General features: G+C 60.2%; 22 protein-coding genes. 11 read left to right on the top strand and 11 right to left on the bottom strand.

What is annotated here, in order from left to right; all coding sequences use genetic code 11:
• The first annotated feature begins 327 nt into the window (after positions 1–327).
• The 11 genes from ABOK31_RS25100 to ABOK31_RS25050 all read left to right on the top strand — a co-directional run bounded on the left by ABOK31_RS25100 (position 328) and on the right by ABOK31_RS25050 (position 13,680).
• On the top strand, positions 328–1,461 hold the full coding sequence (locus tag ABOK31_RS25100) for an ROK family transcriptional regulator (RefSeq protein WP_349959395.1): 1,134 nt from the start codon (positions 328–330) through the stop codon (positions 1,459–1,461).
• A gap of 7 nt (positions 1,462–1,468) precedes the next feature.
• Positions 1,469–2,911: a M81 family metallopeptidase gene (locus tag ABOK31_RS25095; RefSeq protein WP_349959394.1), complete on the top strand. Its 1,443-nt coding sequence runs from the start codon at positions 1,469–1,471 to the stop codon at positions 2,909–2,911.
• Between the two features lie 191 nt (positions 2,912–3,102).
• Positions 3,103–3,840 carry a FadR/GntR family transcriptional regulator gene (locus ABOK31_RS25090; RefSeq protein WP_349959393.1) on the top strand — a complete coding sequence of 246 codons (738 nt, stop codon included), beginning with the start codon at positions 3,103–3,105 and terminating at the stop codon, positions 3,838–3,840.
• A gap of 86 nt (positions 3,841–3,926) precedes the next feature.
• Positions 3,927–5,435 carry an ABC transporter substrate-binding protein gene (locus tag ABOK31_RS25085; RefSeq protein ID WP_349959391.1) on the top strand — a complete coding sequence of 503 codons (1,509 nt, stop codon included), beginning with the start codon at positions 3,927–3,929 and terminating at the stop codon, positions 5,433–5,435.
• Between the two features lie 70 nt (positions 5,436–5,505).
• Positions 5,506–6,453: an ABC transporter permease gene (locus ABOK31_RS25080; protein ID WP_349959389.1), complete on the top strand. Its 948-nt coding sequence runs from the start codon at positions 5,506–5,508 to the stop codon at positions 6,451–6,453.
• Positions 6,450–7,328 (top strand): ABC transporter permease, encoded by an 879-nt coding sequence (locus ABOK31_RS25075; RefSeq protein ID WP_349959387.1) that lies wholly within the window; start codon positions 6,450–6,452, stop codon positions 7,326–7,328. Before ABOK31_RS25080 ends, ABOK31_RS25075 begins: the two co-directional genes overlap by 4 nt.
• A 22-nt stretch (positions 7,329–7,350) precedes the next feature.
• Positions 7,351–9,138: a gamma-glutamyltransferase family protein gene (locus ABOK31_RS25070; protein WP_349959386.1), complete on the top strand. Its 1,788-nt coding sequence runs from the start codon at positions 7,351–7,353 to the stop codon at positions 9,136–9,138.
• A 5-nt stretch (positions 9,139–9,143) separates the two neighbouring features.
• On the top strand, positions 9,144–9,902 hold the full coding sequence (locus tag ABOK31_RS25065; RefSeq protein ID WP_349959385.1) for a DUF1028 domain-containing protein: 759 nt from the start codon (positions 9,144–9,146) through the stop codon (positions 9,900–9,902).
• Between the two features lie 50 nt (positions 9,903–9,952).
• Positions 9,953–11,803 carry an ABC transporter ATP-binding protein gene (locus tag ABOK31_RS25060; protein ID WP_349959383.1) on the top strand — a complete coding sequence of 617 codons (1,851 nt, stop codon included), beginning with the start codon at positions 9,953–9,955 and terminating at the stop codon, positions 11,801–11,803.
• 79 nt (positions 11,804–11,882) lie between these two features.
• Positions 11,883–12,434: a glutathione peroxidase gene (locus tag ABOK31_RS25055; protein WP_174176338.1), complete on the top strand. Its 552-nt coding sequence runs from the start codon at positions 11,883–11,885 to the stop codon at positions 12,432–12,434.
• A 184-nt stretch (positions 12,435–12,618) separates the two neighbouring features.
• A complete protein-coding gene (locus ABOK31_RS25050) occupies positions 12,619–13,680 on the top strand; it encodes a class I SAM-dependent methyltransferase (RefSeq protein WP_174176336.1) in 1,062 nt (353 codons plus the stop codon).
• Positions 13,681–13,721: 41 nt separating this feature from the next.
• Here ABOK31_RS25050 and ABOK31_RS25045 read toward each other — a convergent pair whose 3' ends face one another.
• From ABOK31_RS25045 to ABOK31_RS24995, 11 genes are all read right to left on the bottom strand, one after another.
• Positions 13,722–14,807, bottom strand: a complete 1,086-nt coding sequence (locus tag ABOK31_RS25045; protein ID WP_349959381.1) for an ATP-binding cassette domain-containing protein — start codon at positions 14,805–14,807, stop codon at positions 13,722–13,724.
• 3 nt (positions 14,808–14,810) lie between these two features.
• Positions 14,811–15,719: a carbohydrate ABC transporter permease gene (locus ABOK31_RS25040; RefSeq protein WP_174176332.1), complete on the bottom strand. Its 909-nt coding sequence runs from the start codon at positions 15,717–15,719 to the stop codon at positions 14,811–14,813.
• Positions 15,719–16,585, bottom strand: coding sequence for an ABC transporter permease subunit (locus ABOK31_RS25035; RefSeq protein ID WP_234910491.1), 867 nt, complete (start codon positions 16,583–16,585; stop codon positions 15,719–15,721). Before ABOK31_RS25035 ends, ABOK31_RS25040 begins: the two co-directional genes overlap by 1 nt.
• Before the next feature lie 146 nt (positions 16,586–16,731).
• Positions 16,732–17,979, bottom strand: coding sequence for an extracellular solute-binding protein (locus tag ABOK31_RS25030; RefSeq protein WP_234910486.1), 1,248 nt, complete (start codon positions 17,977–17,979; stop codon positions 16,732–16,734).
• A gap of 209 nt (positions 17,980–18,188) precedes the next feature.
• Positions 18,189–19,310: a Gfo/Idh/MocA family oxidoreductase gene (locus ABOK31_RS25025; protein WP_174176328.1), complete on the bottom strand. Its 1,122-nt coding sequence runs from the start codon at positions 19,308–19,310 to the stop codon at positions 18,189–18,191.
• Positions 19,311–19,321: 11 nt separating this feature from the next.
• Positions 19,322–20,251 carry a sugar phosphate isomerase/epimerase family protein gene (locus tag ABOK31_RS25020; RefSeq protein WP_349959378.1) on the bottom strand — a complete coding sequence of 310 codons (930 nt, stop codon included), beginning with the start codon at positions 20,249–20,251 and terminating at the stop codon, positions 19,322–19,324.
• Positions 20,252–20,682: 431 nt separating this feature from the next.
• Complete coding sequence (locus ABOK31_RS25015) at positions 20,683–21,579, bottom strand: fructose bisphosphate aldolase (protein WP_349959376.1); 897 nt, start codon at positions 21,577–21,579, stop codon at positions 20,683–20,685.
• Positions 21,580–22,073: 494 nt separating this feature from the next.
• Complete coding sequence (locus ABOK31_RS25010; RefSeq protein ID WP_349961295.1) at positions 22,074–23,135, bottom strand: LacI family transcriptional regulator; 1,062 nt, start codon at positions 23,133–23,135, stop codon at positions 22,074–22,076.
• Positions 23,136–23,310: 175 nt separating this feature from the next.
• A complete protein-coding gene (locus ABOK31_RS25005; protein WP_349959374.1) occupies positions 23,311–23,592 on the bottom strand; it encodes a hypothetical protein in 282 nt (93 codons plus the stop codon).
• Between the two features lie 62 nt (positions 23,593–23,654).
• Positions 23,655–24,449 (bottom strand): aldolase/citrate lyase family protein, encoded by a 795-nt coding sequence (locus ABOK31_RS25000; protein WP_349959372.1) that lies wholly within the window; start codon positions 24,447–24,449, stop codon positions 23,655–23,657.
• Positions 24,450–24,893: 444 nt separating this feature from the next.
• Positions 24,894–25,292 carry a VOC family protein gene (locus ABOK31_RS24995; RefSeq protein ID WP_349959371.1) on the bottom strand — a complete coding sequence of 133 codons (399 nt, stop codon included), beginning with the start codon at positions 25,290–25,292 and terminating at the stop codon, positions 24,894–24,896.
• Positions 25,293–25,362: the final 70 nt, after the last annotated feature.

The following is a 25,362-nucleotide window of genomic DNA, read 5'->3' as shown; positions in this document are numbered from 1 at the left end:
GAGGCCACCATAATGGCTATGGTCGAGTGCTTAGCTGGTGGGATCAAGTCTAGGGACAAGACGATTGGAGCGCGACTGCCGGCTGAATCGTTATGATAAGCTTTGCATATTGATGTAGGTCGATGTCAACTATTTAAACGCGAGCATATTCTGCCAAGTCGCCCGCAGGCAGCGCTTGGATATCGCCTTTCACAAATTCAGTATTCTCCTCAAATTCTTTGCTAGCCTGGATTAATTAGGTCCTCGGTGAAACCAATCGTGATTGCTTTGTTCATTTTCTGAACTTATTATCGGCAAAGAGAGCAAGGATCCGAGCGGGACGTCGAATTGCTAACATCCTCACAGCAGCAGCTTTTGCGGGTTATCAGCCAATCAGGCCCTTCCAGCCGCACGGTTCTGGCGGCATCCATGGGGCTGAGCAAGGCTGCGATGAGCGGAATTGCGCGCGATCTGATTTCCCGCGGCGTATTGCGGGAGACGGAAACGATCTACGGACAGGGCCGCCCGTCGATCCTGCTGGACCTGCATCCGGAAGGTGCCTTCTTCGGTGGAATTTCGCTGCTGGAAGACCCGGCACCGCTGGTGCTCAGCGACTTCAATGGCAATACAGTCGCTCGCCAGACCATGCCGCTATCGCGCGATCCTGATGTCATTGCCGAAATGATCGCCGACACGCTGCCGAAATTGCTTGCCGAATGCAAAGATGCCAGTCGCAAGCTTTCCGGCCTCGGCATCGCGCTCTCCGGCTTCGTCGATGAAAAGCAGGCAAGCTGCGTCAAATCCACCCTACTTGGATGGCAAGATGTGCCCCTTGCCGGCATCATCAGACAGAAGACCGGCATCGCCACCTTCATCGAGAACGACGCCAAGGCAGTCGCCGTCAGCGAGAAGCTGTTCGGCTGCGCCCGCGACGTGCAGAATTTCAGCGTCGTTTCGTTCGATGATGGCATCGGCTGCGCCCATTTTATCGGCGGCAAGCTCTATCGCGGCAATCATGGCGGCGCCGGTGAGATCGCCCATTGCACCATCGAGCCCAATGGCTCGCCCTGCCGTTGCGGCAAGCGTGGCTGCCTCGATACCGTGGCCTCGCTGAAGGCGATCAAGGAAACGGCCAAGGCCGAGGGCCTCGCTTGCCAATCTCTCGAAGAGCTGGAGACGCAGGCCTCGCTCGGCAACGCCATTGCGATCCGAATTCTGCACCGCGCCGGCAGTGCGCTGGGGCTGGCGATTGCCCATCTCATCCAGTTCAACGATCCCGGCCTGATCCTGATTACTCATGTCGAAGGCCGGTTCGATGGCCTTTTCGGCACGGTCATGCGGCAGGCGATCGAGGGCAACGTATTGCCGCGCTATGCCGGCCAGACGCCGATCCGTACGCAGCGTGTCGATGGCGATGTCTGGGCACGCGGTGCCGCCAGCATTGCCGCTCACAATTTCCTGATTGGTCCTAACCCCTATTGAGGTTCCCATGCGCATTGCCGTCGGAGGCATTCATATCGAATGCAGCACCTACAATCCCGTCCTGAACGAAGAAAAGGACTTTCGCGTCCTGCGCGGCGCGGAGCTGACCGCCTCGCCCTACTTCGCCTTCCTCAAAGACTATGACGGCGAGTTTTTGCCGACCATCCATGCGAGAGCCATCGCCGGCGGTCCTGTCGCGCGTCATACCTACGAGGCCTTCAAGGCGGAGTTCCTGGAAGGGCTGAAAGCGCTGCTGCCACTCGATGGGCTCTATCTCGCCATGCATGGCGCCATGTATGTCGAAGGCATGGAAGATGCCGAGGGTGACTGGATCAGCGCGGCCCGCGCAGTTGTCGGCAACGACTGCACGCTTTCGGCAAGCTACGACCTGCACGGCAACGTCACCCAGCGCATCATCGATGCCCTCGACATATACTCCACCTATCGCACCGCCCCGCACATCGATGTCGAGGAGACCATGCGCCGCGCCGTCAAGATGCTGACGGAAAGCCTGAAGACCAGCGTGAAGCCGATCCTGCTTTGGGTACCTATCCCGGTGGTGCTGCCGGGTGAACGCACCAGCACGGTCGATGAGCCGGCCAAGAGCCTCTACGACATGCTGCCCGGAATCGACGCCATTGACGGCGTATGGGATGCGTCGCTCATGGTCGGTTATGTCTGGGCTGACGAGCCCCGCGCCACGGCTGCCGCCATCATGACCGGCACGGATCGCGCCGTGCTCGAGCGGGAAGCCAAACGCCTGGCGCAGGCCTATTGGGATGCGCGCCAGGATTTCGTCTTCGGCTGCGAAATCGGCTCGATCGAGGAATGTGTCGCCAAGGCAATCACCAGCACGACCGCACCCGTGGTTCTGGCGGAATCCGGCGACAATCCGACGGGTGGCGGCGTCGGCGACCGCGCCGATGTGCTGGCGGAACTGATCGCCAAGGGCGCACAAGGCGTCATCTTTGCCGGCATTACCGACAAAGCAGCGACGGAAGCCTGCTATGCCGCCGGCCTCGGCGCCACCCTCGATCTCTCCGTCGGCGCATCGCTGGACACCAAGGGAAGCAAACCGGTGAAAGGCACCTTCACCGTCAAGCATCTGCTCGAGACTAAAGAAGCGACCGACATGCAGGCGGTCGTCTCCATCGGCGGCATCGATCTCGTCCTGTCGGCCAAGCGCCGCCCCTATCACAATATCGCCGATTTCACCCGCCTTGGCCTCGATCCGCACAAAGCAAAGATCATCGTCGTCAAATCGGGCTATCTCTCGCCGGAATTGGCACCGATCGCCAACCCGAACCTGATGGCGCTGTCGCCCGGCGTCGTCGATCAATTCGTCGAACGCCTGCCGCGGCTGCACAAGACGAAGCCGACCTATCCCTTCGACAAGGATTTCGACTTCACGCCCGAGACAGCACTTTCAGCGCGCGCCGTCGGTCGCTAAGGCTCAAGTTGAAGAGCCGTAAGAGCGGACATCATCCTTTCACCATCTGAAGCAGGCGACCCGTTTTGCAGGTCGCCTTTTCGCGTTGCGCACAAACATTGTGCATTGCCGAAATTGCACAAAAAAGCGCTTGACGATGCGATCGAGTTGAACTTCTATTGAACCAATCTTAAATTGGTTCACCCTTCATCATGGCAACCAGCAGCCTTCCGGAAAATTCGGTGCATGCCCTGGAACGGCTCCGAGGGCTCCTGAATTCCGCCGATCTGCCGGCCGACGGAAAGTTGCCGACGGAGCGGGCTCTTTCGGAAACGCTCGGCGTCAGCCGACGCGCGATCCGGCGGGCGCTGGAGGTGCTGGAAGCAGAAGGCCGCGTCTGGCGTCGCCAAGGGTCGGGGACCTATGTCGGACAGCGTCCGGACGACTGGAGCCAGCATGTCAGCACGCTTGTCGCCGGCACGGATCTCATGGAGGTCATGGAGGTACGGCTGCGCATCGAACCGCAACTCGCCCAGCTCGCCGCCATGCGCGCCAAGCCCGACGACATCGACCGCATGTATGAACTGGCAAAGAAAATCACCGCCAGCGACGATGCCGACAGCCGCGAACTTTGGGATGGCGCATTGCATCGGCTGATCGCGCAAAGCGCCGGCAACCAATTCTTTCTGACCATTTTCGACGTCATCAATCATGTCCGCCAGGACGAGGCTTGGCAAACCATTCGCGAATTGGCCCGTAGCACCAACAAGACACGCCCGGTCTCCTATGCACAGCACAGGACGATCATCGACGCCATTGCGGCGCGCAACCCGATGAAGGCGGCCGAGGCCATGCGCGAACATCTTCTGATGCTGCAGGAAAGCCTGATCCGCATCACCTCGCTGGATGCGCGGCAAGCCGAGGAGCCGCTGACCGAGGAGGTGGGCTGACCAAAAGCCCCGCCCACGCCAGACCACGACCGGAGAGGAAACCGGTCGAGACTGCAAAGAACGAAAACGATAAACAGGAGAACAGAATGAAGATCGCCAAATTCATGGCATCGCTTGCCGCCGGCGCCCTGATCGCGCTGCCGTCCCTAGCCGTCGAACTCAAGATCGGCCTGCAGGACGATGCCGATGCACTGGACCCTGCTCAGTCCCGCACCTTCGTCGGCCGCATTGTCTATACCGCGCTCTGCGACAAGCTCGTCGACGTCACACCGGATCTGCAATTCGTGCCGCAGCTTGCCACCTCCTGGAAATGGTCCGCAGACGGCAAGCAGCTCGTCATGGAGCTGCGCCAGGGCGTCAAATTCCAGGACGAGACACCGTTCAATGCACAGGCTGTTGCCGACAATATCCAGCGCTATCAGACCTTGCCGGAGTCGCGCCGCAAGAGCGAGCTTTCCTCCGTCACCAAGGTCGAAGCAACAGGCGAGTACGAAGTCACTTTCACCCTGAAGGCGCCTGACGTCACGCTGCTTGCCCAGCTTTCCGATCGTTCCGGCATGATGGTCTCGCCGACGGCGGCAAAGGCTGCCGGTGCCAAATTCGGCGATCATCCCGTCTGCTCCGGACCGTTCAAATTCGTCGAGCGCGTGCAGCAGGATCGCATCGTGCTCGAGAAATTCCAGGACTACTGGAACAAGGACAATATCTTCATCGACAAGGTGACCTACCTGCCGATCCCCGACACGACGGTTCGCCTCGCCAACCTGCGTTCCGGCGATCTCGATATGATCGAGCGTGTCGCAGCCTCCGATGCAGGCACGGTCAAGGGCGACCCCAATCTCGTCTATGCCGATGCTGTCGGCACCGGCTGGCTGGGCGTCTACGCCAATGTCGGCAATGGTCCGCGTGCCGACAATCCGATGGGCAAGGACAAGCGCCTGCGCCAGGCCTTCTCGCTGGCAATCGACCGCGAGGCCGCCATGCAGATCGTCTTCGACGGCACGGGTCTTGCCGGCAACCAGCCATTTGCGCCGAACAGCCCCTGGTTCGACAAGGATGTTCCGGTGCCCGCCCGCGATGTCGACAAAGCCAAGGCGCTGGTGAAAGAAGCCGGCTTCGATCGCATTCCGGTCGAGCTTGCCGTCGCCAACAACCCGGTTTCTATGCAGATGATGCAGATCATCCAGTCGATGGTCGCCGAAGCCGGTTTCGACGTGACGCTGAAGACGACCGAGTTCGCGACCCTGCTTGATGCGCAGTCGAGCGGCAACTACCAGCTCAGCCGCTCCGACTGGTCCGGCCGCTCCGATCCCGACGGCAACATCCAGCAGTTCGTCACGACCGGCGCCGGCCTCAATGATTCCAAATACAGCAATCCGGACGTCGATAAACTGCTGCTTGAGGCGCGCCAGTCGCAGGACAATGCCGTGCGCAAACAGAAGTACGATGCGGCCGAGGCGATCCTCAACCAGGATCTGCCGATCATCTTCCTCGGGCATCAGGCCTGGATCTGGGCTTACAATAAGAAGATATCCGGCTTCGTGCCCTCCCCGGACGGCATGATCCGCCTCGTGGGTGTGAAGAAGGGCAGTTGAGCGACCAAAGCCATGCGGGCTCCTTCCCGCATGGCGCTTCCTCATTCGACATCGCGGCAAGGATCTGCCCATGTATAGCTATATCGGAAAGAGGCTGCTCGTCGCCATCCCGACTCTGCTGATCATTTCGGTCTTCGTCTTCTCGCTACAGAAGCTGCTGCCCGGCGATCCGGTGCTCGCCATGGCCGGCGAAGAGCGCGATCCGCAGGTGCTGGAACTGCTTCGCGAGAAATATCGCCTCAACGATCCGGTCATCTACCAATATGGCTACTGGCTGCAGGGCGTCGCCAAGGGTGATCTCGGTGTTTCGCTGCGCACCAATCAGCCGGTTCTGACCCTCGTTGCCGAAAAGCTGCCGGTGACGATCCAGCTTGCCGTCATGTCGATGATCTTCGCCTTCGCGATCGGCATTCCCATGGGAATATTGGCGGCGGTGAAGAAGAACACCTTCATCGACTTCCTCGCCAATATCGTCGCCTTGTGCGGGCTGTCGGTGCCGAACTTCTGGCTCGGCATCATGCTGATCCTGCTGGTCTCGGTGAAGCTGCACTGGCTTCCCGCCTCCGGCTATCAACCCTTCTTCGAAGATCCGTGGCGCTCGATCCAGACGATGCTGATGCCATCCTTCGTGCTCGGCAATGCACTGGCGGCCACCTTGATGCGCCACACGCGTTCGTCGATGCTGAGTGTGCTCAGTGCCGACTATATCCGGACAGCCCGCGCCAAAGGCCTGCCGGAGGCGGCCGTCGTCCTTCAGCACAGCTTCCGCAACGCCATCCTGCCCGTCGTCACCGTCAGCGCCCTGCTTTTCGGAGAACTGCTGGCAGGCGCCGTGCTGACCGAGCAGATCTTCACCATCCCCGGCTTCGGCAAGCTGATTGTCGATGCGGTCTTCAATAGGGACTACGCCGTGGTACAGGGCGTGGTGCTTTGCACAGCCATCGGCTTCATCGCGATGAACCTCATCGCCGATATTCTCTATGTCCTCCTCAATCCACGCATGAGGGCAGCCCTATGAGCACGATCGTTCAAGCGGCCACGGCGGTCCCTTCTGCCAAACGTGCTCCCAACCGGGCCTGGCGCAAGCTGCGAGCCAACAAGGGGGCGCTGGTCGGGCTTGCGATCATCGCGTTCTTTACCGCGCTTGCGGTGGTCGCACCGCTCCTGCCGATCCCTGACCCGGTCGCCACCAGCTGGTCGGCGATCCGCAAGGCGCCATCGGCCGCCCACTGGCTCGGCACCGACGATCTCGGCCGCGACATTCTCTCCCGCATGATCTGGGGCGCACGGGCATCCCTGATGGCGGGCATCTTCTCGGTTGCCATCGCGGTCGCGATCGGCGTACCTCTGGGCCTGATCTCGGGCTACTATGGCGGCTGGATCGACCAGATCATCTCACGCATCACCGAAGCCTTCCTGGCGATGCCCTTCCTCATCACCGCCATTGCGCTTGCTGCCTTCCTCGGCCCGAGCCTCACCAATGCGATGATCGCGATCGGCTTGTCGGCAACGCCCGTCTTCGTGCGGCTGACGCGCGGCCAGGTGCTGGCGGTCAAGACGGAGGATTATGTCGAGGGCGCCCGATCGATCGGCTTGCGCCATACGAGCATCATCACCCGTTATATCCTGCCGAACGTCTTTGCTCCGATCCTCGTGCAGGCGACGCTCACCATCGCGACCGCGATCATCGCTGAAGCAAGTCTCTCCTTCCTCGGCCTCGGCCAACAGCCGCCTGCCCCGAGCTGGGGCTCGATGCTCAACGTCGCCAAGAACTATCTCGAACAGGCGCCCTGGATGGCCATGTGGCCGGGCGCCGCCATTTTTCTCGTCGTGATCGGCTTCAATCTCCTCGGCGACGGCCTGCGCGATGCCCTCGACCCGCGCGAAGCATGAATAAACAGAAAGGATGCCCCCAATGACCGCATTCACCACACGCCCCGAAATCCTCGGCACCTTCGGCGTCGTCACCTCGACGCATTGGATCGCTTCCGCCGTCGGCATGAGCATTCTCGAAAAGGGTGGCAACGCCTTCGACGCCGCCGTTGCCACCGGTTTCGTGCTACAGATCGTCGAGCCGCATCTCTGCGGGCCGGGCGGCGACATGCCGGCCATCCTCTATTCGAAGAAGAAGGACAAGATCGAGGTCATCTGCGCCCAGGGACCAGCGCCGGCCGGTGCAACGATCGAACATTACACGCGCGAGGGATTGAAGCTGATCCCCGGTGATGGCCTGCTTGCGACCGTCATCCCCGGAGCCTTCGACGGCTGGATGCTGATGCTGCGCGATTATGGCCGGCTGACGGTCCGCGACGTCCTCGAACCGGCGATCCACTATGCCGAAAAGGGGCACCCCGTCCTGCCGCGCGTCTCCGCCACGATCACAGGTCTTGCCGAATTCTATCGCAACGAATGGCCGACCTCCTACGAGACCTGGCTTCCGGGCGGTGCCACTCCCGAACCCTGGTCCAACTTCAAGAACCCCGTTCTTGCCGAAACCTGGAAGCGGGTCGTGGCCGAAGCGGAAAGCAAGAGCGATCGTGAAGCGCAGATCGAAGCCGCCCGCGATGCCTATTACCGCGGCTTCGTCGCAGAGGCGATCGACACCTATGTCAGCAAGACCAAGGTCATGGATGCGAGCGGTGAACGCCACAAGGGTGTGTTGACCGCCGACGATATGGCCAACTGGCAGGCGACGATCGAGGCGCCACAGACCTACGACTATCATGGCTGGACGGTCGCCAAGATCGGCCCATGGGGTCAGGGACCCGTCTTCCTGCAGACGTTGGCACTACTCAAGGGTTTCGACATCGCCAGCATGGATCCAGCCGGTGCCGATTTCGTCCACACCGTCACCGAGGCGATGAAACTCGCCTTTGCCGACAGAGAGGTCTATTACGGCGACCCCAATTTCACGAATGTACCGCTCGAAACCCTGCTTTCGGATACTTATGCCGACGAGCGCCGCCGGCTGATTTCGCCGGAAGCTTCACTTGCTTTGCGCCCCGGCAGATTGCCTGGCTTCGAAAGCCAGTACGATCTCACTATGACGATGCTCGAAGTACCGGAAGCCAAGAGCGGCGCGGTCTACGAGCCGACAATGTCGCATTTGACCGAAAAGCGCGGCGATACCGTGCATATCGATGTCATCGACCGAGAGGGCAACATGGTGTCGGTGACGCCATCCGGCGGCTGGCTGCAGTCCTCGCCGATCATTCCCGGCCTCGGCTTCTGCCTGAATTCCCGCGCACAGATGTTCTGGCTGCAACCCGGCCTGCCCTCCTCACTTGCGCCGGGCAAGCGGCCGCGCACGACGCTGACCCCGACGATGGCGCTGCACGAGGGGCGCCCGACCCTTGCCTTCGGCACGCCCGGCGGCGATCAGCAGGAGCAATGGCAGCTCTCCTTCTTTCTGCGCTATGTCCATCATGGGCTGAACTTGCAGGAAGCAATCGACAAGCCGCTGTTCCACAGCACGCATTTCCCGAGCTCCTTTTATCCGCGTACACGCGAGCCGGGCGGCCTGACGGCGGAGGCGAATTTCAGCGCTGATGTGCTGGATACGCTCCGCAAGAAAGGCCATCAGTTGACTGTCGCGCCGGAATGGACCGTGGGCCGCCTCACGGCAGCGCGGCGTGACGCGGATGGCCTCTTGCGCGCCGCAGCAACTCCGCGTTTGATGCAAGCCTACGCTGTCGGGAGATAGAGCCGATGACCTGGTCGATCGTAGCCCGCGAGCCGGAAACCGGAAACCTCGCCATCGCCGTTGCCACGCGCTTCTTTGCCGTCGGCAGCATCGTGCCGCATATTCGCGGCGGCATCGGCGCGGTTGCGACGCAGGCCTTTGCCAGCCCCCTCTACGGCATCGACGGACTGGCCATGCTGGCGGCAGGCAATGCACCCGGCCAAATCGTTGAGGCGCTGAGTGCTCGCGACGAAGGCCGCGAGCAGCGGCAGTTTCATCTGATTGACAACAGGGGCAGCAACGCCGCCTTCACCGGCGCCAAGTGCATCGATTGGGCCGGCCATCTGGTCGACGACAATGTCTCGGTTGCCGGCAACATGCTGGCCGGGCCACAGGTGATTTCTGAAACGCTTGCGACCTTCAAGAAGACTGCCGGCAAACCACTCGCGGAACGGCTGCTCGAAGCGATGCGCGCCGGCGAAGACGCCGGCGGCGACAAGCGGGGCAAGCAATCGGCAGCACTCGTCATCCACCGCGACCAGGATTATGCCTGGTTGAACATTCGCGTTGACGACAGTGCCGATCCGCTCGCCGAACTCGAACGGCTCTATGCGGTTGCGCAGGAGCGCTATCTCCATGTCGCCGAAACCATGCCGACACGGCAGAACCCCAGCGGCATGACCGACCGGCGCGAGATCGACGAGGCGATCGCCGCTCTTGAGGCCAAGCGGATTGCCGAAGGCAGGCCTTCGGCTTCCCATGCCACGATGGCAGCGCCATCGTGAACAACTCCGATTGAAGCTCGACCAATGGTAAAATCATAAAAGGGAACTTCATGCCGACCGTTGCAGCACAGATGACCAATCCGGGCTCCCAGCCTGTTCTTTCTGTCTCCGATCTCACCACGTCGTTTCTCGTCGATGGCGAGTGGCGCACGGTTGTCAAGGACATCTCCTTCGACGTCATGCCGGGAGAAACGGTCGCCATCGTCGGCGAAAGCGGTTCGGGCAAGAGCGTAACTTCGCTCTCGATCATGCGGCTGCTCGCCAGGGCAAGCAGCCGCATCGAAGGCTCCATAAGGCTCAACGGCCGCGATCTTCTGACTTTGCCGGAGGCCGAGATGCGCAAGGTGCGCGGCAAGGATGTCGCGATGATCTTCCAAGAGCCGATGACTTCTCTCAATCCAATCTTCACCATCGGTCGGCAGATTTCCGAGGCGCTGACCTGTCACGGCAATATTTCCAAGGCGGAAGCGAAAGCTGAAACGATCCGCCTCCTGGAAAAGGTGCGTATCCCCAATGCATCCTCGCGCTTCGACGAATATCCGCACCAGTTTTCTGGCGGCATGCGCCAGCGCGTCATGATCGCCATGGCGCTTGCCAGCCGTCCGAAACTTTTGATCGCCGACGAGCCGACGACCGCGCTCGACGTGACGATCCAAGGGCAGATTCTCGACCTCATCAAGGTGCTGCAGGAAGAGGAAGGCATGTCCGTCCTCTTCATCACCCACGATATGGGCGTCGTCGCCGAGATATCCGATCGGACCATCGTCATGTATCGCGGCGAGGCAGTCGAGACCGGCAAGACCGACGATATTTTCCATCGCGGCCAGCACCCTTATACCCGCGCCCTGCTGTCAGCCGTGCCGCGCCTCGGCTCGATGAAAGACCAGCCGCAACCGCTGCGCTTCCCGGTCGTGGACGCAAACACGGGTGAACGCAGCGAACCGAAGGCGCTCGCCGACACTGTCGATCATGGCAAGACCCCGGTGCTGGAAGTGAAAAATCTCGTCACCCGCTTCGAGCTTCACGGTGGCCTGCTCGCCCGTCCGACAGGCGCCATCCATGCCGTCGAGAATGTCTCCTTCGATCTCGCCCAGGGAGAAACGCTGTCACTGGTCGGAGAATCCGGTTGCGGCAAGTCGACGACCGGGCGCTCCATCATGCGCCTCATCAACCCCAAATCCGGCGAGGTTCGCCTCGACGGCTATGATGTGATGAAGCTCAATACGCTTGATCTGCGCCGGATGCGCCGCAGCATCCAGATGATTTTCCAGGACCCGTTCGCGAGCCTCAATCCGCGTATGACGATCGGGGCTGCGGTTGCCGAACCTGTCATAGAGCATCGCTTGGGCACACGCGCCGAAGCACGGGAAAAGGCGGCCGATCTTCTGGAACGCGTCGGCCTGAAAGCGGATATGATGAGCCGCTACCCGCACGAATTTTCGGGCGGCCAGCGCCAACGCATCTGCATTGCCCGCGCGCTCGCCCTTGATCCGAAGGTGATTGTCGCCGACGAAAGCGTCTCGGCGCTCGACGTGTCGATCAAGGCGCAGGTCTGCAATCTGCTGATGGATCTGCAGCAGAGCCTCAATCTCTCCTATCTCTTCATCTCGCATGACATGGCCGTGGTCGAGCGCGTCAGCCACCGCGTCGCCGTCATGTATCTCGGCGAGATCGTCGAAATTGGCCCTCGTGCATCCGTGTTCGAGAATCCGCAGCACCCCTATACCAAGAAGCTGATGGCTGCCGTTCCGGTGCCGGACCCGTCACGGCGCGGCATCCGGCGCAACCTTGCCGTCGACGAGCTGAAGAGCCCAGTACGCCCCGTCGGCTATCAGCCTCCAGCCCGACAGTATCGCGAAGTGTCCAGAGGCCATCTGGTTCGGATGGAAGAGGCCGCTTGAGCCGGTTTCTGGCCTTGACGCGGCCAAAATCCGGGCAAATATCGGCATCCTGTTTTCCATCTCATCTGGAGTGAATGATATGACCGATAACGTGCTCGATATTCCGGTAAAGAGGATCGATGGCAGCGATACGACGCTTGCCGACTATCGCGGCAAGGTCATCATGGTCGTCAATGTCGCGTCCAAATGCGGCCTGACGGTGCAGTACGAAGGACTGGAAAAGCTCTATGAGGAAAAGTGCGACGAAGGTCTGGTCATCGCTGGCTTTCCGGCCAACGACTTCAAGGGACAGGAGCCTGGCAGCGACAAGGAAATCCTGGACTTCTGCACGCTGACTTACGACGTGCAGTTCCCGATGTTCTCAAAGATCGCCGTCACAGGCGAAGAGCGCCATCCGCTCTATAACAGTCTCATCGCCTCAGGCGTGGAGACGACCGGAGATGGCCCGATGCGTGTCCGCCTGGCCGACCGCGGCCTGCATACCGGCGAAAACGGCGGCATCGTCTGGAATTTCGAAAAATTCCTGATCGGCCGTGACGGCAAGGTTGCGGCCCGCTTTGCGCCTGATGTAACGGCCGACGATCCGCGGCTGCTCTCGGTTCTGGAAAAGGAGCTGGCGCGCCTCGGCTGAGGCATCCAGCATCCTCTGAACCGCCAAAATAGCACATTGCATCAATAGGTTGCGCCCGCTTTCGGCGCGGGGCTGAGCCTGTTCAGCCGGATGGCGTAATTGCCTGCCTCGCGGCCCGGGAGTATCTTTCCCTATCCGAATACATCGTGACGGAACGCTGCATCAATTCTGATGGGAGGATGTCATGCGCGAACCTGATATGCAGAAACTCGATACGCTTGTCGGGCGCCTGGTCGGCGATCTCGGCGCGGCGGTCTCGGGCGTGCTGGTAACGCTCGGAGACCATTTGGGCCTGTTCAAGGCCATGGCCGATGGAACGCCGATGACCTCGGCGGAACTGGCCGACAAGGTCGGCGTGAAGGAGCGCTATGTGCGTGAATGGCTGTCCGCTCAGGCAGCCGCCGACTATGTCAGTTACAACGACGAAACCGAGCGCTTCTATCTGACGCCGGAACAGGCAATGGTGTTTGCGGAGGAAAACAGCCCTGCTTTCTTCGCAGGCGCTTTCGATGTCGTTCAATCCATGTGGATCGACGAGCCGAAGGTCGTTAACGCCTTCAAGACTGGCAGCGGCCTTGGCTGGCATGAGCACAGCGCCTGCCTGTTCCGCGGCACGGAGCGCTTTTTCCGAACGGGCTACAACAGCCATCTCGTTTCGGAGTGGATACCGGCGCTCGATGGCATGAGGGAAAAGCTCGAGGCCGGCGCTATCGTCGCCGATGTCGGCTGCGGCCATGGCGCTTCTACCATCCTGATGGCCGAAGCCTATCCGAACTCGACCTTCTTCGGCTTCGACTACCATCTCCCGTCCATCGAACGAGCGAAGGCGGCAGCAAGGGAAGCAGGCGTTGCGGGCCGGATTACTTTCGAGCAGGCGACTGCCAAGGACTTCCCCGCTGCCGACTACGATCTTGTGGCGATGTTCGATTGCCTGCACGACATGGGCGATCCCGTCGGCGCCGGCAAACATATCAAGGAAACCCTCGCCGATGACGGCACCTGGATGATCGTCGAACCCTTCGCACAGGATTGCCTGAAAGATAATCTCAATCCGGTCGGACGCGTCTACTACGGCGCATCGACGATGATCTGCACTCCAGCCTCGCTGTCCCAGGAAGTCGGGCTCGGCCTGGGTGCGCAAGCCGGCGAGCTGAAACTGCGCAAGGTCGCCATGGATGCGGGTTATTCGCATTTCCGCAAGGCGACTGAAACGCCGTTCAACATGGTTTTCGAAGTCAGGGCATGAAGATTGTGCCGCGCGCTTCATCCAACGCGCGGCACGGCATCTTATAAACGCTGCCCGTCTTCGCCGAACAACGATGCGAGCGCCGGCTGGAAATAAACCGGCTGCTCGGTGTCGAGCGCGACATCCTCATCGGCATCGATGCGGACCGACATGGTCTCGCTGCCGACCTGACCCCAGATCAGATTGTCCGAGCCCATGGGCTCGACGATGGTGAAAGTCGCCGGCAGGCTGGCAGCCCGCCCGCCCGCGGGCTGGAACTGCATCTGCTCCGGCCGGACACCAAGCGTAGCCTTGCGGCCCTCACCGGGCGTTCCGGAAAAGTCGTAGCCGTTGAGATCGATCGTCCGGCCGTCAGGTAATGTAAAAGCCGGAACACCGCCATTGCTCGTCACCTGCCCCGACAGGAAGTTCATCGAAGGCGAGCCAACGAAGCCTGCAACGAAGCGATTGACCGGGCGCCGGTAGATCTCCTTCGGCGTGGCGAATTGCTGGATGACCCCACCGCTCATGACAGCGATACGATCAGCAAGCGTCAGAGCCTCGATCTGATCGTGCGTCACATAGATCATCGTCGAGCCGAGACCGCTATGCAGGCGCTTCAGCTCGACGCGCAGCTCGGTTCTAAGCTTGGCGTCGAGATTGGAGAGCGGCTCGTCGAACAGGAAGACATCGACATCTCGCACCAGGGCGCGGCCGATCGCGACACGCTGGCGCTGACCACCGGACAATTCGCCCGGCCGTCGCTTGCGCAAAGGATCGATCTGCAGGATCTGCACGGCGCGGTCGACACGCTGGGCGATCTCTTCCTTCGCCATGCCGGCGATGCGCAGCCCGAAGGAGAGGTTTCCCTCGACCGTCATCGTCGGATAGAGCGCATAGGATTGAAACACCATGCCGATGCCGCGATCCTTCGGCTCTTCCCAGGTGACGTTCTTGTCGCCGATCCAGATCTGGCCGTCGGTGATATCGGTCAGCCCGGCAATGGCGTTGAGCAGGGTCGACTTACCGCAGCCGGAGGGGCCGAGCAGCACGATGAACTCACCGGATTGTATTTCGATATTGAGCGATTTCAGGACGCTGACACTGCCGAAATCGATTGCAAGTTCGCGAATGGAAACATTGGCCATGAGCTATCCCTTGACTGCACCGGCGGTGATGCCGCGCACGAACCAGCGACCCGAGCCGAAATAGACGATCAACGGCACCAAAGCGGTGAGAATGGTCGCCGCCATGTTGACGTTGTAGAGCTTCTCGCCCTGGGTCGAGTTGACGATGTTGTTGAGTTGCACGGTCATGGGGAAATTTTCCCGGCCGGCGAAGACGACGCCGAAGAGGAAATCGTTCCAGATGCCGGTCACCTGCAGGATCGCCGCGACCACCAGGATCGGGATCGACATCGGGATCATCAGCCGGAAGAAGATCTGCCAAAGCCCCGCGCCGTCGATGCGGGCCGCCTTGAAAAGTTCCATCGGCAGGCTCGAATAATAGTTACGGAACAAAAGCGTCAGCACCGGCAGGCCGAAGACCGTATGGGTGATGATGATGCAGGGCAGCGTCGAATAGATGCCGACATCGCGATAGATCAAGACCAGCGGGTAGATGAAGACCTGATACGGGATGAAGGCGCCGAGCAGCAGGATGGCAAAGAGCACGTTCGCCCCTCGAACCCGCCAGAAGGACAGCGCATAGCCGGTCAGCGACGAGATCAGGATCGACAGAATCATGCTCGGGATTAGGATCTTCACCGAGTTCCAGAAGCCGACGCTGATGCCGCCACATTCAAGCCCGGTACAGGCCGTGCTCCACGCCTGAACCCAGGCATCGGCCGACCACATCTGCGGAAGGGCGAAAATATTGCCCTGGCGGATCTCCGGCATGGATTTGAACGAGGTGACGAGCATCACGTAGAGCGGCAGCAGGAAGAACAGTGCCGCGATGACGAGAAAGAGATAGAGGCCAATGCGGCCGGGGGTCAGATGCTGCGGCTTACGCCCGGTCGGACCCTGCATGGCACCTGTGACGGAAGATGGCGTTGTCATCAGTTCCCCCTCGGCTTTTCACGGAAATATTCATAATAGAGCCAGGGCGTCACCAGGATCACCACGGTGATGAACATCACGGTCGATGCCCCGGTTGCAAGGCCGATATTGCCGCGCCCGAAGAGGTAATCCATGATGAACTTGCCTGGCACTTCCGTCGAGATTCCGGGACCGCCGCCCGTGGTCGCCAGCACAAGTTCGTAGACCCTGACGACAGCAATCGCCAAAAGCACGCTGGCTGTGATGATGGTCGGTCTCAGGATCGGGATGACGATGTGCAGATAGACGCGCCAGCTTGGTATGCCGTCGATGCGCGTCGCCTTCCACAATTCGCGGTCAACGCCGCGCAGACCCGCCAGCATGATCGCCATGACAAGGCCCGATGATTGCCAGATGCCGGCAAGCACGATGACATAAAGCGCCAGATCGCTCTGGACGATCCAGTCGAAGCGAAACCAGGTAAAGCCGACGCTGTCGGCAACCTTCTGCAGGCCGAGCGTCGGGTTCATGATCCACTGCCATACCAGCCCGGTGACGATGAAGGACATGGCGAAGGGATAGAGAAAGATCGTCCGGAAGGTATTTTCGAAGCGGACCTTCTGATCGAGCGCGACGGCCAGAAGAAAGCCGAGGATCAGACAGCCGGCAATGAAGAGAATACCGAAAACGACAACGTTCTGCAGCGATATCAGCCAGCGCGCGGTTGCAAACAACCGCTCATATTGCTTGGTGCCGACGAAGATATTGACGGGTAATACCTTGCTGTCGGTGAAAGATATCCAGATGTTCCAAACGACAGTGACGACATAGGCCAGGAGCACAATGGCGAAGGCCGGAAACAGGGCCACATAGGGCGAAATATGCATCTTTCTGCGGCTGACGCTCGCAGGGGCGACAGCCGCCTTTACGGCAGTGGCGCTCGTGTCTGGGCTGCTCATGGGCGGGCTCCTCCTCAGCATTCATGGAAACCGGCGGCAAGTGAACCTGCCGCCGCATGGATGTCGATCGAAGCTTACTTCGCCTGTTCGATGACCTGCGCAAACTGCGTGGCGAACTGGTCGGCCGTCATGCTGGGCGTCGTCCAGTATTGAGCGATGAGATCGCCCTCGGTCTGGACGATGTCCTGTGGGGTCAGCACGTCAGGAGCAAGGATCTGACGGCTCGGGTCCTTGAGCGCATTCAGGCCCTTCTGAGCGCAAGCGTCGAGCTTCGACGTATCGACGTCGAGACGCACGGGAACGGAACCCTTCTTGGAGTTGAAGGCGAGCTGGCCTTCCTTCGACATGATGACCGTCGCCAGCAGCGTCTGTGCGTCGGTCGCCGTCTTGTCCTTGAGGACCGGGAAGACGAAAATGTCGCCGCCCATCATGAAGTTGGATTCGCCCGGTCCGAGGATGCAGCCGAAATCCTTGTCGGCGACGAGGCCGGCATGGATGAATTCGCCCTTGGCCCAGTCACCCATGAACTGGATACCGGCCTTGCCGTCGATCAGCATGCCGGTCGCAACGTTCCAGTCGCGGTTCGGGCTGCCCGGATCCTGATAGTTGCGCAGCTTGGCGAAGACTTCCGCCACATGCTTGAACTTGTCGGACTTGACCGCATCCGTGTCGAGATCCTTCCAGACCTTGGCATAGAGGTCCTTGCCACCTTCGCCGAGCAGGATGGCGTTGAACATCGACTGCAGCTGCCAGGGCTGGCCGCCGACGGCGACCGGGATCAGGCCGGCGGCCTTGATCTTGTCGAGCGCGGCAAACATTTCATCCCAGGTCTTCGGCTCTTCCGTCACACCGGCCTTGGTGAAGACCGCCTTGGAATAGAAGACCCAGTTCTGGCCGTGGTCGTTGATGGGAGCGCCATAGATATGGCCCTGGAACTGAATGGCCTGATAGAAGGCCGGCGTCAGAACTGATTTCCAATCCTGCTCCTTGGCGAGATCGTCGAGCGGACGCAGCAGGCCCTGCTGGGCCAATTCGTTCATCTGCGTGCCGGTGTTGAACTGCATCGCCGTCGGCGGATTGCCACCGATGATGCGGTTGATACCGATCGGACGAGCAGTCGAGCCGGAACCGGCGATCGCGGTATCCACCCATTCACCGCCAGCGGCGTTGAAGGCCTTGGCCAGTTCCTTCACGGCTGCGGCCTCACCGCCCGAAGTCCACCAATGCAGAACTTCGGCCTTCTTGCCTTCGGCCAGAGCGCCGGTCACGCTCGCCGCGACCAGCGCCGTGGCGCCGACCAATGCCATCATCAATTTGCGCATGCGTTCCTCCTCCTTTGACGGCGTTCTCCAAACGCCTGTGTTCAGCCGCCGCCGTCGCCAGACATCGGATGCCGAATCTCCTGATCCTCCAAAACTATGCTGCAGGGCCTCCGTTCCCCACAGCAAGTGAGCAATGCTTCCTCAGGCATTGCCCCTTCGTCAAGCCCGCAGTCCAAAAGGACCGCATTTTCCCAACTCTATAGCGCAGCCTATGCGAAACGTCCCTCATTAATTGTGCGCACGATCGGATCAGGGCGGCCGCAGCTGCTATGAATTGCAACCACGCGACGCGACTGGGCGGAGCGCTCGAAAGCTGTCATGACTTCCAAAGCGTGGAAGGCAAGCTCCGACGATACGCGATGCTGCCGGCCCGAGCGAAGGGAATCCACCATTTCGGCCGCGCCCAATCCGCGCAGTCCGAGATGACCGGGCACACCCTCCGTATAGGGATGATCGACCGGGATCTCCTCCCACGCTTCGCCGCCATCGCGGAATATCTCGACCTTGCCGGTGAAGTTGTTGGGGTCCGGCGTCACCATGGAGCCTTCAGAGCCGTAAAGCTCGATCTGGTTATGCTTGTGCCTGATGACGTCGAAGCTGGTGGCGATGGTGACGGTCGCGCCGCTATGAAATTCCATCACACCCGTCAGATGCGTCGGCACCAGTACCTTGATCGTCTCGCCTCGGCGCGGATCGGTCTTCACCGTGCGCTCAATGCGGGTGATCTTCGCGGTCCCGAAGACCTCGCGGACGGGGCCGAGCAGTGCGATCAGGTTCGTGACGTAATAGGGGCCGACATCAAGCATCGGCCCGCCGCCGCGGCCGTAGAAGAAGGCCGGATTAGGATGCCAATGCTCATGGCCGGGCAGGAGCAGCATAGCGGTCGCCGAGATCGTCTTGCCGATGCGACCCTCGTCCAGCAGGCGCCGCGTCAACTGATGGCCACCGCCGAGAAAGGTATCGGGCGCGCAGCCGAGCCGCAAATCTCCTGCCCGCGCGATGGCCATCAACTCCTCCGCCTCGGCCATGGAGACGCCGAGCGGCTTTTCCGAATAGACGTGCTTGCCCGCCAGCAGCGCCTTCTTGCTGATGGCATGATGCGAGATCGGCGTCGTCAAGTTGATGATGAGGCCGATTTCCGGATCGGAGAGCATCGCATCGAGCGCCACCGCTTCAATGCCGAACTGCTCGGCGAGTTTGTGCGCCGGCGCATCATAGAGATCGTAGACTGATTTCACGCGAATGAAATCAAACATATGCAGGGTCGCGACATAGGTGGCGCTGATATTGCCGGCGCCGACGATGCCGACTTTCATGGGCTCTTTGCTCATTGGGTTGCCTCTTACGAAATAGTGATATCAAGCTCAGCGGCAGCGGCGCGCAGATAGTTCATGCCGCGGCGCATCTCGTCATCGAATTCTGCCGTCGCTTCACGGAAATGGGTCCAGTGCGATGCGCCCGGCGCATCTTCCAGCTCCAGCGTGATCGGACCGGAATAGCCGATGGTCTTGAGTGCCGCGAAGATCGCCTTCCAGTCGATCTTGCCGCGTCCCGGCCGCCAATGGGCGTTGGTATGGCCCTCATTGTCGGAAAAATGCGTATTGAAGATGCGGTTGCCGAGCGCCAGCACGACATAATGCGGCATGTCGCCGGCGGGAAAGAGATGACTCGGATCGAAATTCAGGCCGAGATTGGGTGCGCCGGTGCGCTCGATCAGGCGCAGCATGCCTTGGCCGGAACTGACCCAGCGATAGGGATGCGGCTCGATCGCGACGCGGAGGTTTGCCGAGGCCGCAATCTCGCACGCCCCGGCAAAGCCCTCAACCACGGCATCATATTCGCCCGTCCAGTCCCATTGCGGCTCGACGGCCGCACTCCATTCCTGCGAAATCGGCCGCTGCAGTATCGGCTTGACGTCGGATTGAAATGGATAGGGTGTCATGCTGGTGACGATCGGCGTGCCGATTGCGGCGGCGACATCCATTCCCCGCTTGTAGCCGTCAAGATCGACCATCGACACGGCGGCATTCGCGGCACGGCTGAACGGCAGGTTGAAGAAGAAGTTGGTGAGAACCAGCCCCTCGCCATCGGCAATCGCCTTCAATTCGCGAATGGTCTCGGGCATGTAATAGGCCAGCATGTCCACGGACCATGCGGTGAGCTCAAAACCCTTGCATCCGGTGCGGGCGAGCCGTCTCAAGGGCGCCTGATAGGGCGGGTTCCAATTGAAAGTCCAGATTGGTGACCCGAAAAAAAGCGAACCGTCACTCACATCATCCTCCCGTGGAATGCGGACCTGCCCGCAGCAGGGCTCCGCGCCTGTATCGTGGGCGTTGCCGACGAGCCTCCTCGCTCGATATCGGCAATTCGTAACGTTACGATTATGGAAAATGGCGACGCTGTCAATCTCAGATGATTTGGGATCTATTGCTAGTTTACGCTCAAAATGGCAAAATTCGTAACGTTACGAATTCCTTGCCGAGATCGGCTCATATTGTGATCGGTGGCATATTGGGGTGAGTAACGATGGGGCCAAAGCGAGAACCTTCCTTGCAACAGGCAAGGTGGCGAAACCATCCGCAGCGGCAACCGCTTCAATAGGAGCCCGGGTGCCGGTCGTGCAACACCGGCTGCGATCGTAGTACGGGCTCTATCAGCAATTGATTGACGCCGGGTCGTTTTAGACCCGGCGCCTTGATCAGGTCAGGCTTTCACGACACTTGCCTGATAAATCTCGTCGATGGTCTTTGCGAGGTTGGCGTCGAATTCGGCATCGCTCATCGACACGCGCAGGTCTTCGGTCAGAGCGCGCGAGAAGCTGGCGATCATTCCGTGGTTATGGCTGAGCTTCTCACAGGCATCCGCACGGCTGTAGCCGCCCGACAGCGCGACGACACGGGCCACGGCCTTATGATCGACGAGGGGCTTGTAGAAATCCGGAACCGTCGGGATCGTCAGCTTGAGCATAACCCTCACGCCGGTCGGCACAGCGTCGAGCCTCTGCGCGATCTCATCCCGCAGAATGGCCTCAGCCTCCTGCTTGGTCGGGCTCTTGATCGACACTTCCGGCTCGATGATCGGCACGAGACCGTGGCCGAGGATCTGGTGACCCACCTCGAATTGCTGCTTTACCACGGTCGCAATGCCGGTCTTGTCAGCCCCGGCAATCACCGAGCGCATCTTGGTCCCGAAGATACCCTTTTTCACCGCGCGGGCGAGCAAATCGTCGAGATCGGGCATCGGCTTCATCACCTGCACGCCGTTCTCCTCGGCTGCCAGTCCCTTGTCGACCTTGAGGAACGGAACGACGCCGCGGTCCTGCCAGAGATAAGTAGGAACCGGCTTACCCTTCGCTTCGCCATCCATGGTTCGCTCGAATAGGATGGCGCCGATCACCTTATCACCGGAAAAAGAGGGTGCCGTCATGATGCGTACCCGCATTTCGTGCATCAGACGGAACATTTCCTCTTCGCCGCTATAATCGGAATCAGCGATCCCATAGAGACGCAGGGCGCCCGGTGTCGAGCCTCCGCTCTGATCGAGCGCGGCGATGAAGCCACCCTTGCCCGACATCTGCGACAACATCTTTTCGTCAGCCATACTTTTCTCCCTATTGCGTAGCGCCGCACGGCGCATACGGACTTTCTAGATCGGACAAGCCTTCGGCATCACCGATCGGTTACAAATATCGACCTTGGCGAACAGTCTCGCCCCTGGAGCGGCCATTCAAGTAACCAATATCTAAGAAACCTAACGGAATTCCCTTTGTTATCCAGTCGAAATGCACAGCATTTTCGAGAAATCAATGACCGTGAACTGTGGAGTTTTGGCTATGACAGCTCACCAACGCGGCTCTTTCCGCGCCGACTCACCGAATAAACCGATTAAGGCGGCTAATAGTGGAAGATCGCGCGCTGGGACCCGGTCGAGAAATATTTTAACTTCAGCTTTTCGCCATCTGTGTGACTTGAGCCGTTTTGAGTTACTTCGCCTTTGGTTTGGATCTTGCTGCGCGTTTTCCTGGCGCGAAAAACGGGAAAGGACGAACGGCATGGCATTCGTGATTCCGCTCAACTCGCAAACTGCGGCATCACTCAAGCGTGGCGCAGCTGGCTCTGGTGATCCACGAAATCGGCGCGAACGACTTCACGCAGCTCGGCCGGATTTTCGCCTGAGATCGCCCGATGCAAGAAGGCGGCCAATCGCTCGCCTATCGCGTGGTTCGAGTAATAGAAGGTGCTAAGCGGTGGATTGAAAAAATCGGGCAGCGCCGTGCCGCCATAGGTAATCAGGGCGAAATCCTTGCCGGTCTGCCGCCCGGCATCCCGCAGGCCGGCAAGAAAACCAAGCGCCGCTTCCTCGCTGGCCACGAAGGCAGCCGTCGCCTCCGGATACGCTGTGGTGACGCGTTTGGCCATTTCGCGCCCATTCTCGGGCGTCACGGCGGTAAAATGGATGAGATCGTCAGGGACATGGAGATGCCGCTCGGCAAAGGCCCTGCGCCAGCCGCGCACGAATTGCAGGCTGTAGGTGAACTGGCTGCTGGGAGCAATCAGCAGCGGCGCAGCGTGGCCCGCATCCAGCAGCAGGCGCGCAGCCTCGGCGCCGATCACTTCATGGTCAAGATCGATACTCGGATGAGCGCTCAAAAGCTCGGTGCGGCCAAAGGTGACGAAGGGCATGCCGACCTCAAGCAGATATTTGACGCGATCGTCCTGCGGGGTCGTATGCGTGATAACGATGCCGTCGACAGACCCTTCCTCGACGATATCGCGCACCGTCGCGAGCGGATCGTCGGCCTGGAGTTGCGGCACGATCGTGGTGCGGTATCCCCGCGCCTTCATGTAGCGCGAGGCGCCCTCGATCAGCGAGGCGACGACGATGTTCATCTCACCCTCGCGCCCGAATGGCAGCACGATGCCGATGGCGTGGGTCTTGCCGGTGCGCAGATTGATGCCGCCGAGATTCGGGCGATAACCGAGCTCGCCCGCAACGCGCTTGACCAGTTCGATCGTCTCGCGGTTGACCTCGGGGCCTTCCTTGAGCGCGCGACTGACTGTCGTCACCGAAAGACCGAGTGCTGTCGCAACCGTTCGCAGCGTCACGCGCTGGCCCGCCTCGCGCCGCAAGCCGCGTCCCACAGCCAATCCCTGCACCTTCGACAAATTATTTCGCTCCGCCATGTCGGCGGGAGAATGCCCGCTGCCAGGCGAGGATGCAAGCACGGGTTACAGTCAACGCAAGAGAGATAAATGTGTGTTTAGGCTGCCTCTCCAACCGCGGTTAGGCAGCATCGAGCTGCAACCATAAGCATTAATATTCAGCAAATGTTCAGAAAAGCAATTTTAGAGTGCAGATGTTTCTTTTATCTGTCACCGGGGGAATCTCATGGATAAATATACGAGAACTGTTTTGACGATCATTGCCGTATCGCTTGCCGCCATCGCCATTCAAAACACGATCCCACCGGCGAAAGCCCGCGGCGGATGTGGCGAAGAATCGTATAATCCCTGCTTTGTAAAGCTCGTAAACTGATGGGATTTGGCGCTCGTCGCTCAGCATTGTAAATGTCTGGAGCTGCCGCTGCATCAATAGCAGCAGCTCCAAAACCATTCTTCATCATCAAAAAGTGGGTTGCGGCTTGTCCGGAACTGCTCCGGTAAAACTGGAAGGCGTCAGTTTTGCTCTGCGATCTTGCGCGCAGCCTGAATAGCGGTGCGCGCACCTGCCCTTAGCTGTGCCGTTTCCGTGCCGGCGATAACCAGATCGAGGCCGAGCTTCAGATATTCTCCGGCGCGAGCGCCGTCGCCGCCAAAGGCGCAGATCACCTTGCCATGGGCACGGCAGCGTGCAAACACGGTCGCCAGCGCTTGATCGATCGCGGCACTATCGGGCGCAAGCCGGGCACCGTTCGAAAGCGCAATCGAAAGATCTGAAGGACCGACGAAGATGCCGTCGATACCGTCAACCGCAAGGATCTCGTCGATCGCGTCCAGAGCAGTCCGGGTTTCGACCATGGCAATCGTGACGGTCAGGCTGTTAGCACTCTGCAGATAATCCTCGGCGGCAAGGCCGAAGTGATTGAGAGCAAGCGAAGGTCCCCAGCTGCGCTCGCCGAGCGGCGGATACTTGGTTGCCTTCACTAGCGCACGGGCGTCGTCGGCGGAATTGATCATCGGCGCGATGATGGCAGAAGCGCCGGCATCCAGAAGGCGCGAGGCGGAAGCGAAGTCGCCGACCGGAATACGCGCAATCGCCGGTTTGCCAGCGAGCCTAACATGGGCAATGCCGCTTGCAGCCGATGTCATGTCCCACATGCCATGCTGCATATCCAAGACGATGGTATCGAAATCTTCCTGCGCGAGGTGATTGAGGAGCATCGCGTCGGGAATACCGACCCAGCCGGAGATCATGCCGCCATTTTCGCGGCGCTTCAGGCGTCCGGCAAAACCGTTAATGTCAGTCGTCATCGTCTTTCCTCACCTATCAACAACAGGCTCTTCTTGAAGCCAGGCTCAACCGCCAAATCACGGCGAGCTGTTGCAATCGACAATACTCAATTCCCATTGCCGGGCCACTCGAAAGTGCACGTGCGACAGACACAAATCGTCCAAGCACGGCTTCGAGCGCCCCAACCACCCAACGAGCGGTCGATTTCAAATCTGCCAGACGACCATGACAAATATGCAGCTATTCCGGTCGCTTAGGCTGCGAATCATATGAACAGCGCCACAGGAAAGCGACTGGAAACGGGCGATGCCGTCAGTCCAACGACATCGCCCGCCCATCATTCAAGCCCCGATAAGAGCGCGACACGCGGCGTTCGAAGGCCGCTTCCAAACGCGACTGCAGAAAGGCTGCGGGCGCCGAGCGAATTGGAATCCCGATCAGGACCTTTCGCGAATTTTGAGCGGTCAACGCCCCGCAAAACGCTGTTTCGCAAAGTCCGTGACAGGCGTGTAGAGACTGACGAGCGTTCCCTCTGGATCGCGGATCAGTCCCGCCCGATTGCCCCACGGCATCAGCTTCGGTTCGTGCACGACCTCCACCTTGTCCTCCAGCCGTGCGAATTCGACATCGACATCATCGACCTGGAATTCGATGATAACAGAGCGGTTGGCACGGGGTTCAGCACTGCCCTCGCGGAACAGGGCGACGGTTTCGGCGCTTCCGATCGCAAGCGTTGCCGAGGGGGTGACGATCTCGGCAAAGACGGGCGCCAGCCACTCGGCCGCCTGCCCCGTAACCATCTCATAAAAGCCGACCATCTTCTTGATGTCCGAAGCGATCAGACGCGTGGATGCGAGTTTCATCGGATATTCCTTCAAAAAGCCCGCCGCTTTATCGCTGGCGGTTCGAAGGCTCTTGTCGCATAACCCTGTT

The organism is Rhizobium sp. ZPR4 (assembly GCF_040215725.1).
Taxonomy (GTDB): Bacteria; Pseudomonadota; Alphaproteobacteria; order Rhizobiales; family Rhizobiaceae; genus Rhizobium; species Rhizobium rhizogenes_D.
Note: the sequence above shows the minus strand (reverse complement) of the source record. Positions and strands in the feature narration are given on the sequence as shown.

Excerpts from the sequence above, each read along its gene's own strand:
- ABOK31_RS25095 (WP_349959394.1), top strand. The coding sequence starts at position 1,469 with ATGCGCATTGCCGTCGGAGGCATTCATATCGAATGCAGCACCTACAAT.
- ABOK31_RS25090 (WP_349959393.1), top strand. The coding sequence starts at position 3,103 with ATGGCAACCAGCAGCCTTCCGGAAAATTCGGTGCATGCCCTGGAACGG.
- ABOK31_RS25085 (WP_349959391.1), top strand. The coding sequence starts at position 3,927 with ATGAAGATCGCCAAATTCATGGCATCGCTTGCCGCCGGCGCCCTGATC.
- ABOK31_RS25080 (WP_349959389.1), top strand. The coding sequence starts at position 5,506 with ATGTATAGCTATATCGGAAAGAGGCTGCTCGTCGCCATCCCGACTCTG.
- ABOK31_RS25075 (WP_349959387.1), top strand. The coding sequence starts at position 6,450 with ATGAGCACGATCGTTCAAGCGGCCACGGCGGTCCCTTCTGCCAAACGT.
- ABOK31_RS25070 (WP_349959386.1), top strand. The coding sequence starts at position 7,351 with ATGACCGCATTCACCACACGCCCCGAAATCCTCGGCACCTTCGGCGTC.
- ABOK31_RS25065 (WP_349959385.1), top strand. The coding sequence starts at position 9,144 with ATGACCTGGTCGATCGTAGCCCGCGAGCCGGAAACCGGAAACCTCGCC.
- ABOK31_RS25060 (WP_349959383.1), top strand. The coding sequence starts at position 9,953 with ATGCCGACCGTTGCAGCACAGATGACCAATCCGGGCTCCCAGCCTGTT.
- ABOK31_RS25055 (WP_174176338.1), top strand. The coding sequence starts at position 11,883 with ATGACCGATAACGTGCTCGATATTCCGGTAAAGAGGATCGATGGCAGC.
- ABOK31_RS25050 (WP_174176336.1), top strand. The coding sequence starts at position 12,619 with ATGCGCGAACCTGATATGCAGAAACTCGATACGCTTGTCGGGCGCCTG.
- ABOK31_RS25045 (WP_349959381.1), bottom strand. The coding sequence starts at position 14,807 with ATGGCCAATGTTTCCATTCGCGAACTTGCAATCGATTTCGGCAGTGTC.
- ABOK31_RS25040 (WP_174176332.1), bottom strand. The coding sequence starts at position 15,719 with ATGACAACGCCATCTTCCGTCACAGGTGCCATGCAGGGTCCGACCGGG.
- ABOK31_RS25035 (WP_234910491.1), bottom strand. The coding sequence starts at position 16,585 with ATGCATATTTCGCCCTATGTGGCCCTGTTTCCGGCCTTCGCCATTGTG.
- ABOK31_RS25030 (WP_234910486.1), bottom strand. The coding sequence starts at position 17,979 with ATGCGCAAATTGATGATGGCATTGGTCGGCGCCACGGCGCTGGTCGCG.
- ABOK31_RS25025 (WP_174176328.1), bottom strand. The coding sequence starts at position 19,310 with ATGAGCAAAGAGCCCATGAAAGTCGGCATCGTCGGCGCCGGCAATATC.
- ABOK31_RS25015 (WP_349959376.1), bottom strand. The coding sequence starts at position 21,579 with ATGGCTGACGAAAAGATGTTGTCGCAGATGTCGGGCAAGGGTGGCTTC.
- ABOK31_RS25005 (WP_349959374.1), bottom strand. The coding sequence starts at position 23,592 with ATGGTTTTGGAGCTGCTGCTATTGATGCAGCGGCAGCTCCAGACATTT.
- ABOK31_RS25000 (WP_349959372.1), bottom strand. The coding sequence starts at position 24,449 with ATGACGACTGACATTAACGGTTTTGCCGGACGCCTGAAGCGCCGCGAA.
- ABOK31_RS24995 (WP_349959371.1), bottom strand. The coding sequence starts at position 25,292 with ATGAAACTCGCATCCACGCGTCTGATCGCTTCGGACATCAAGAAGATG.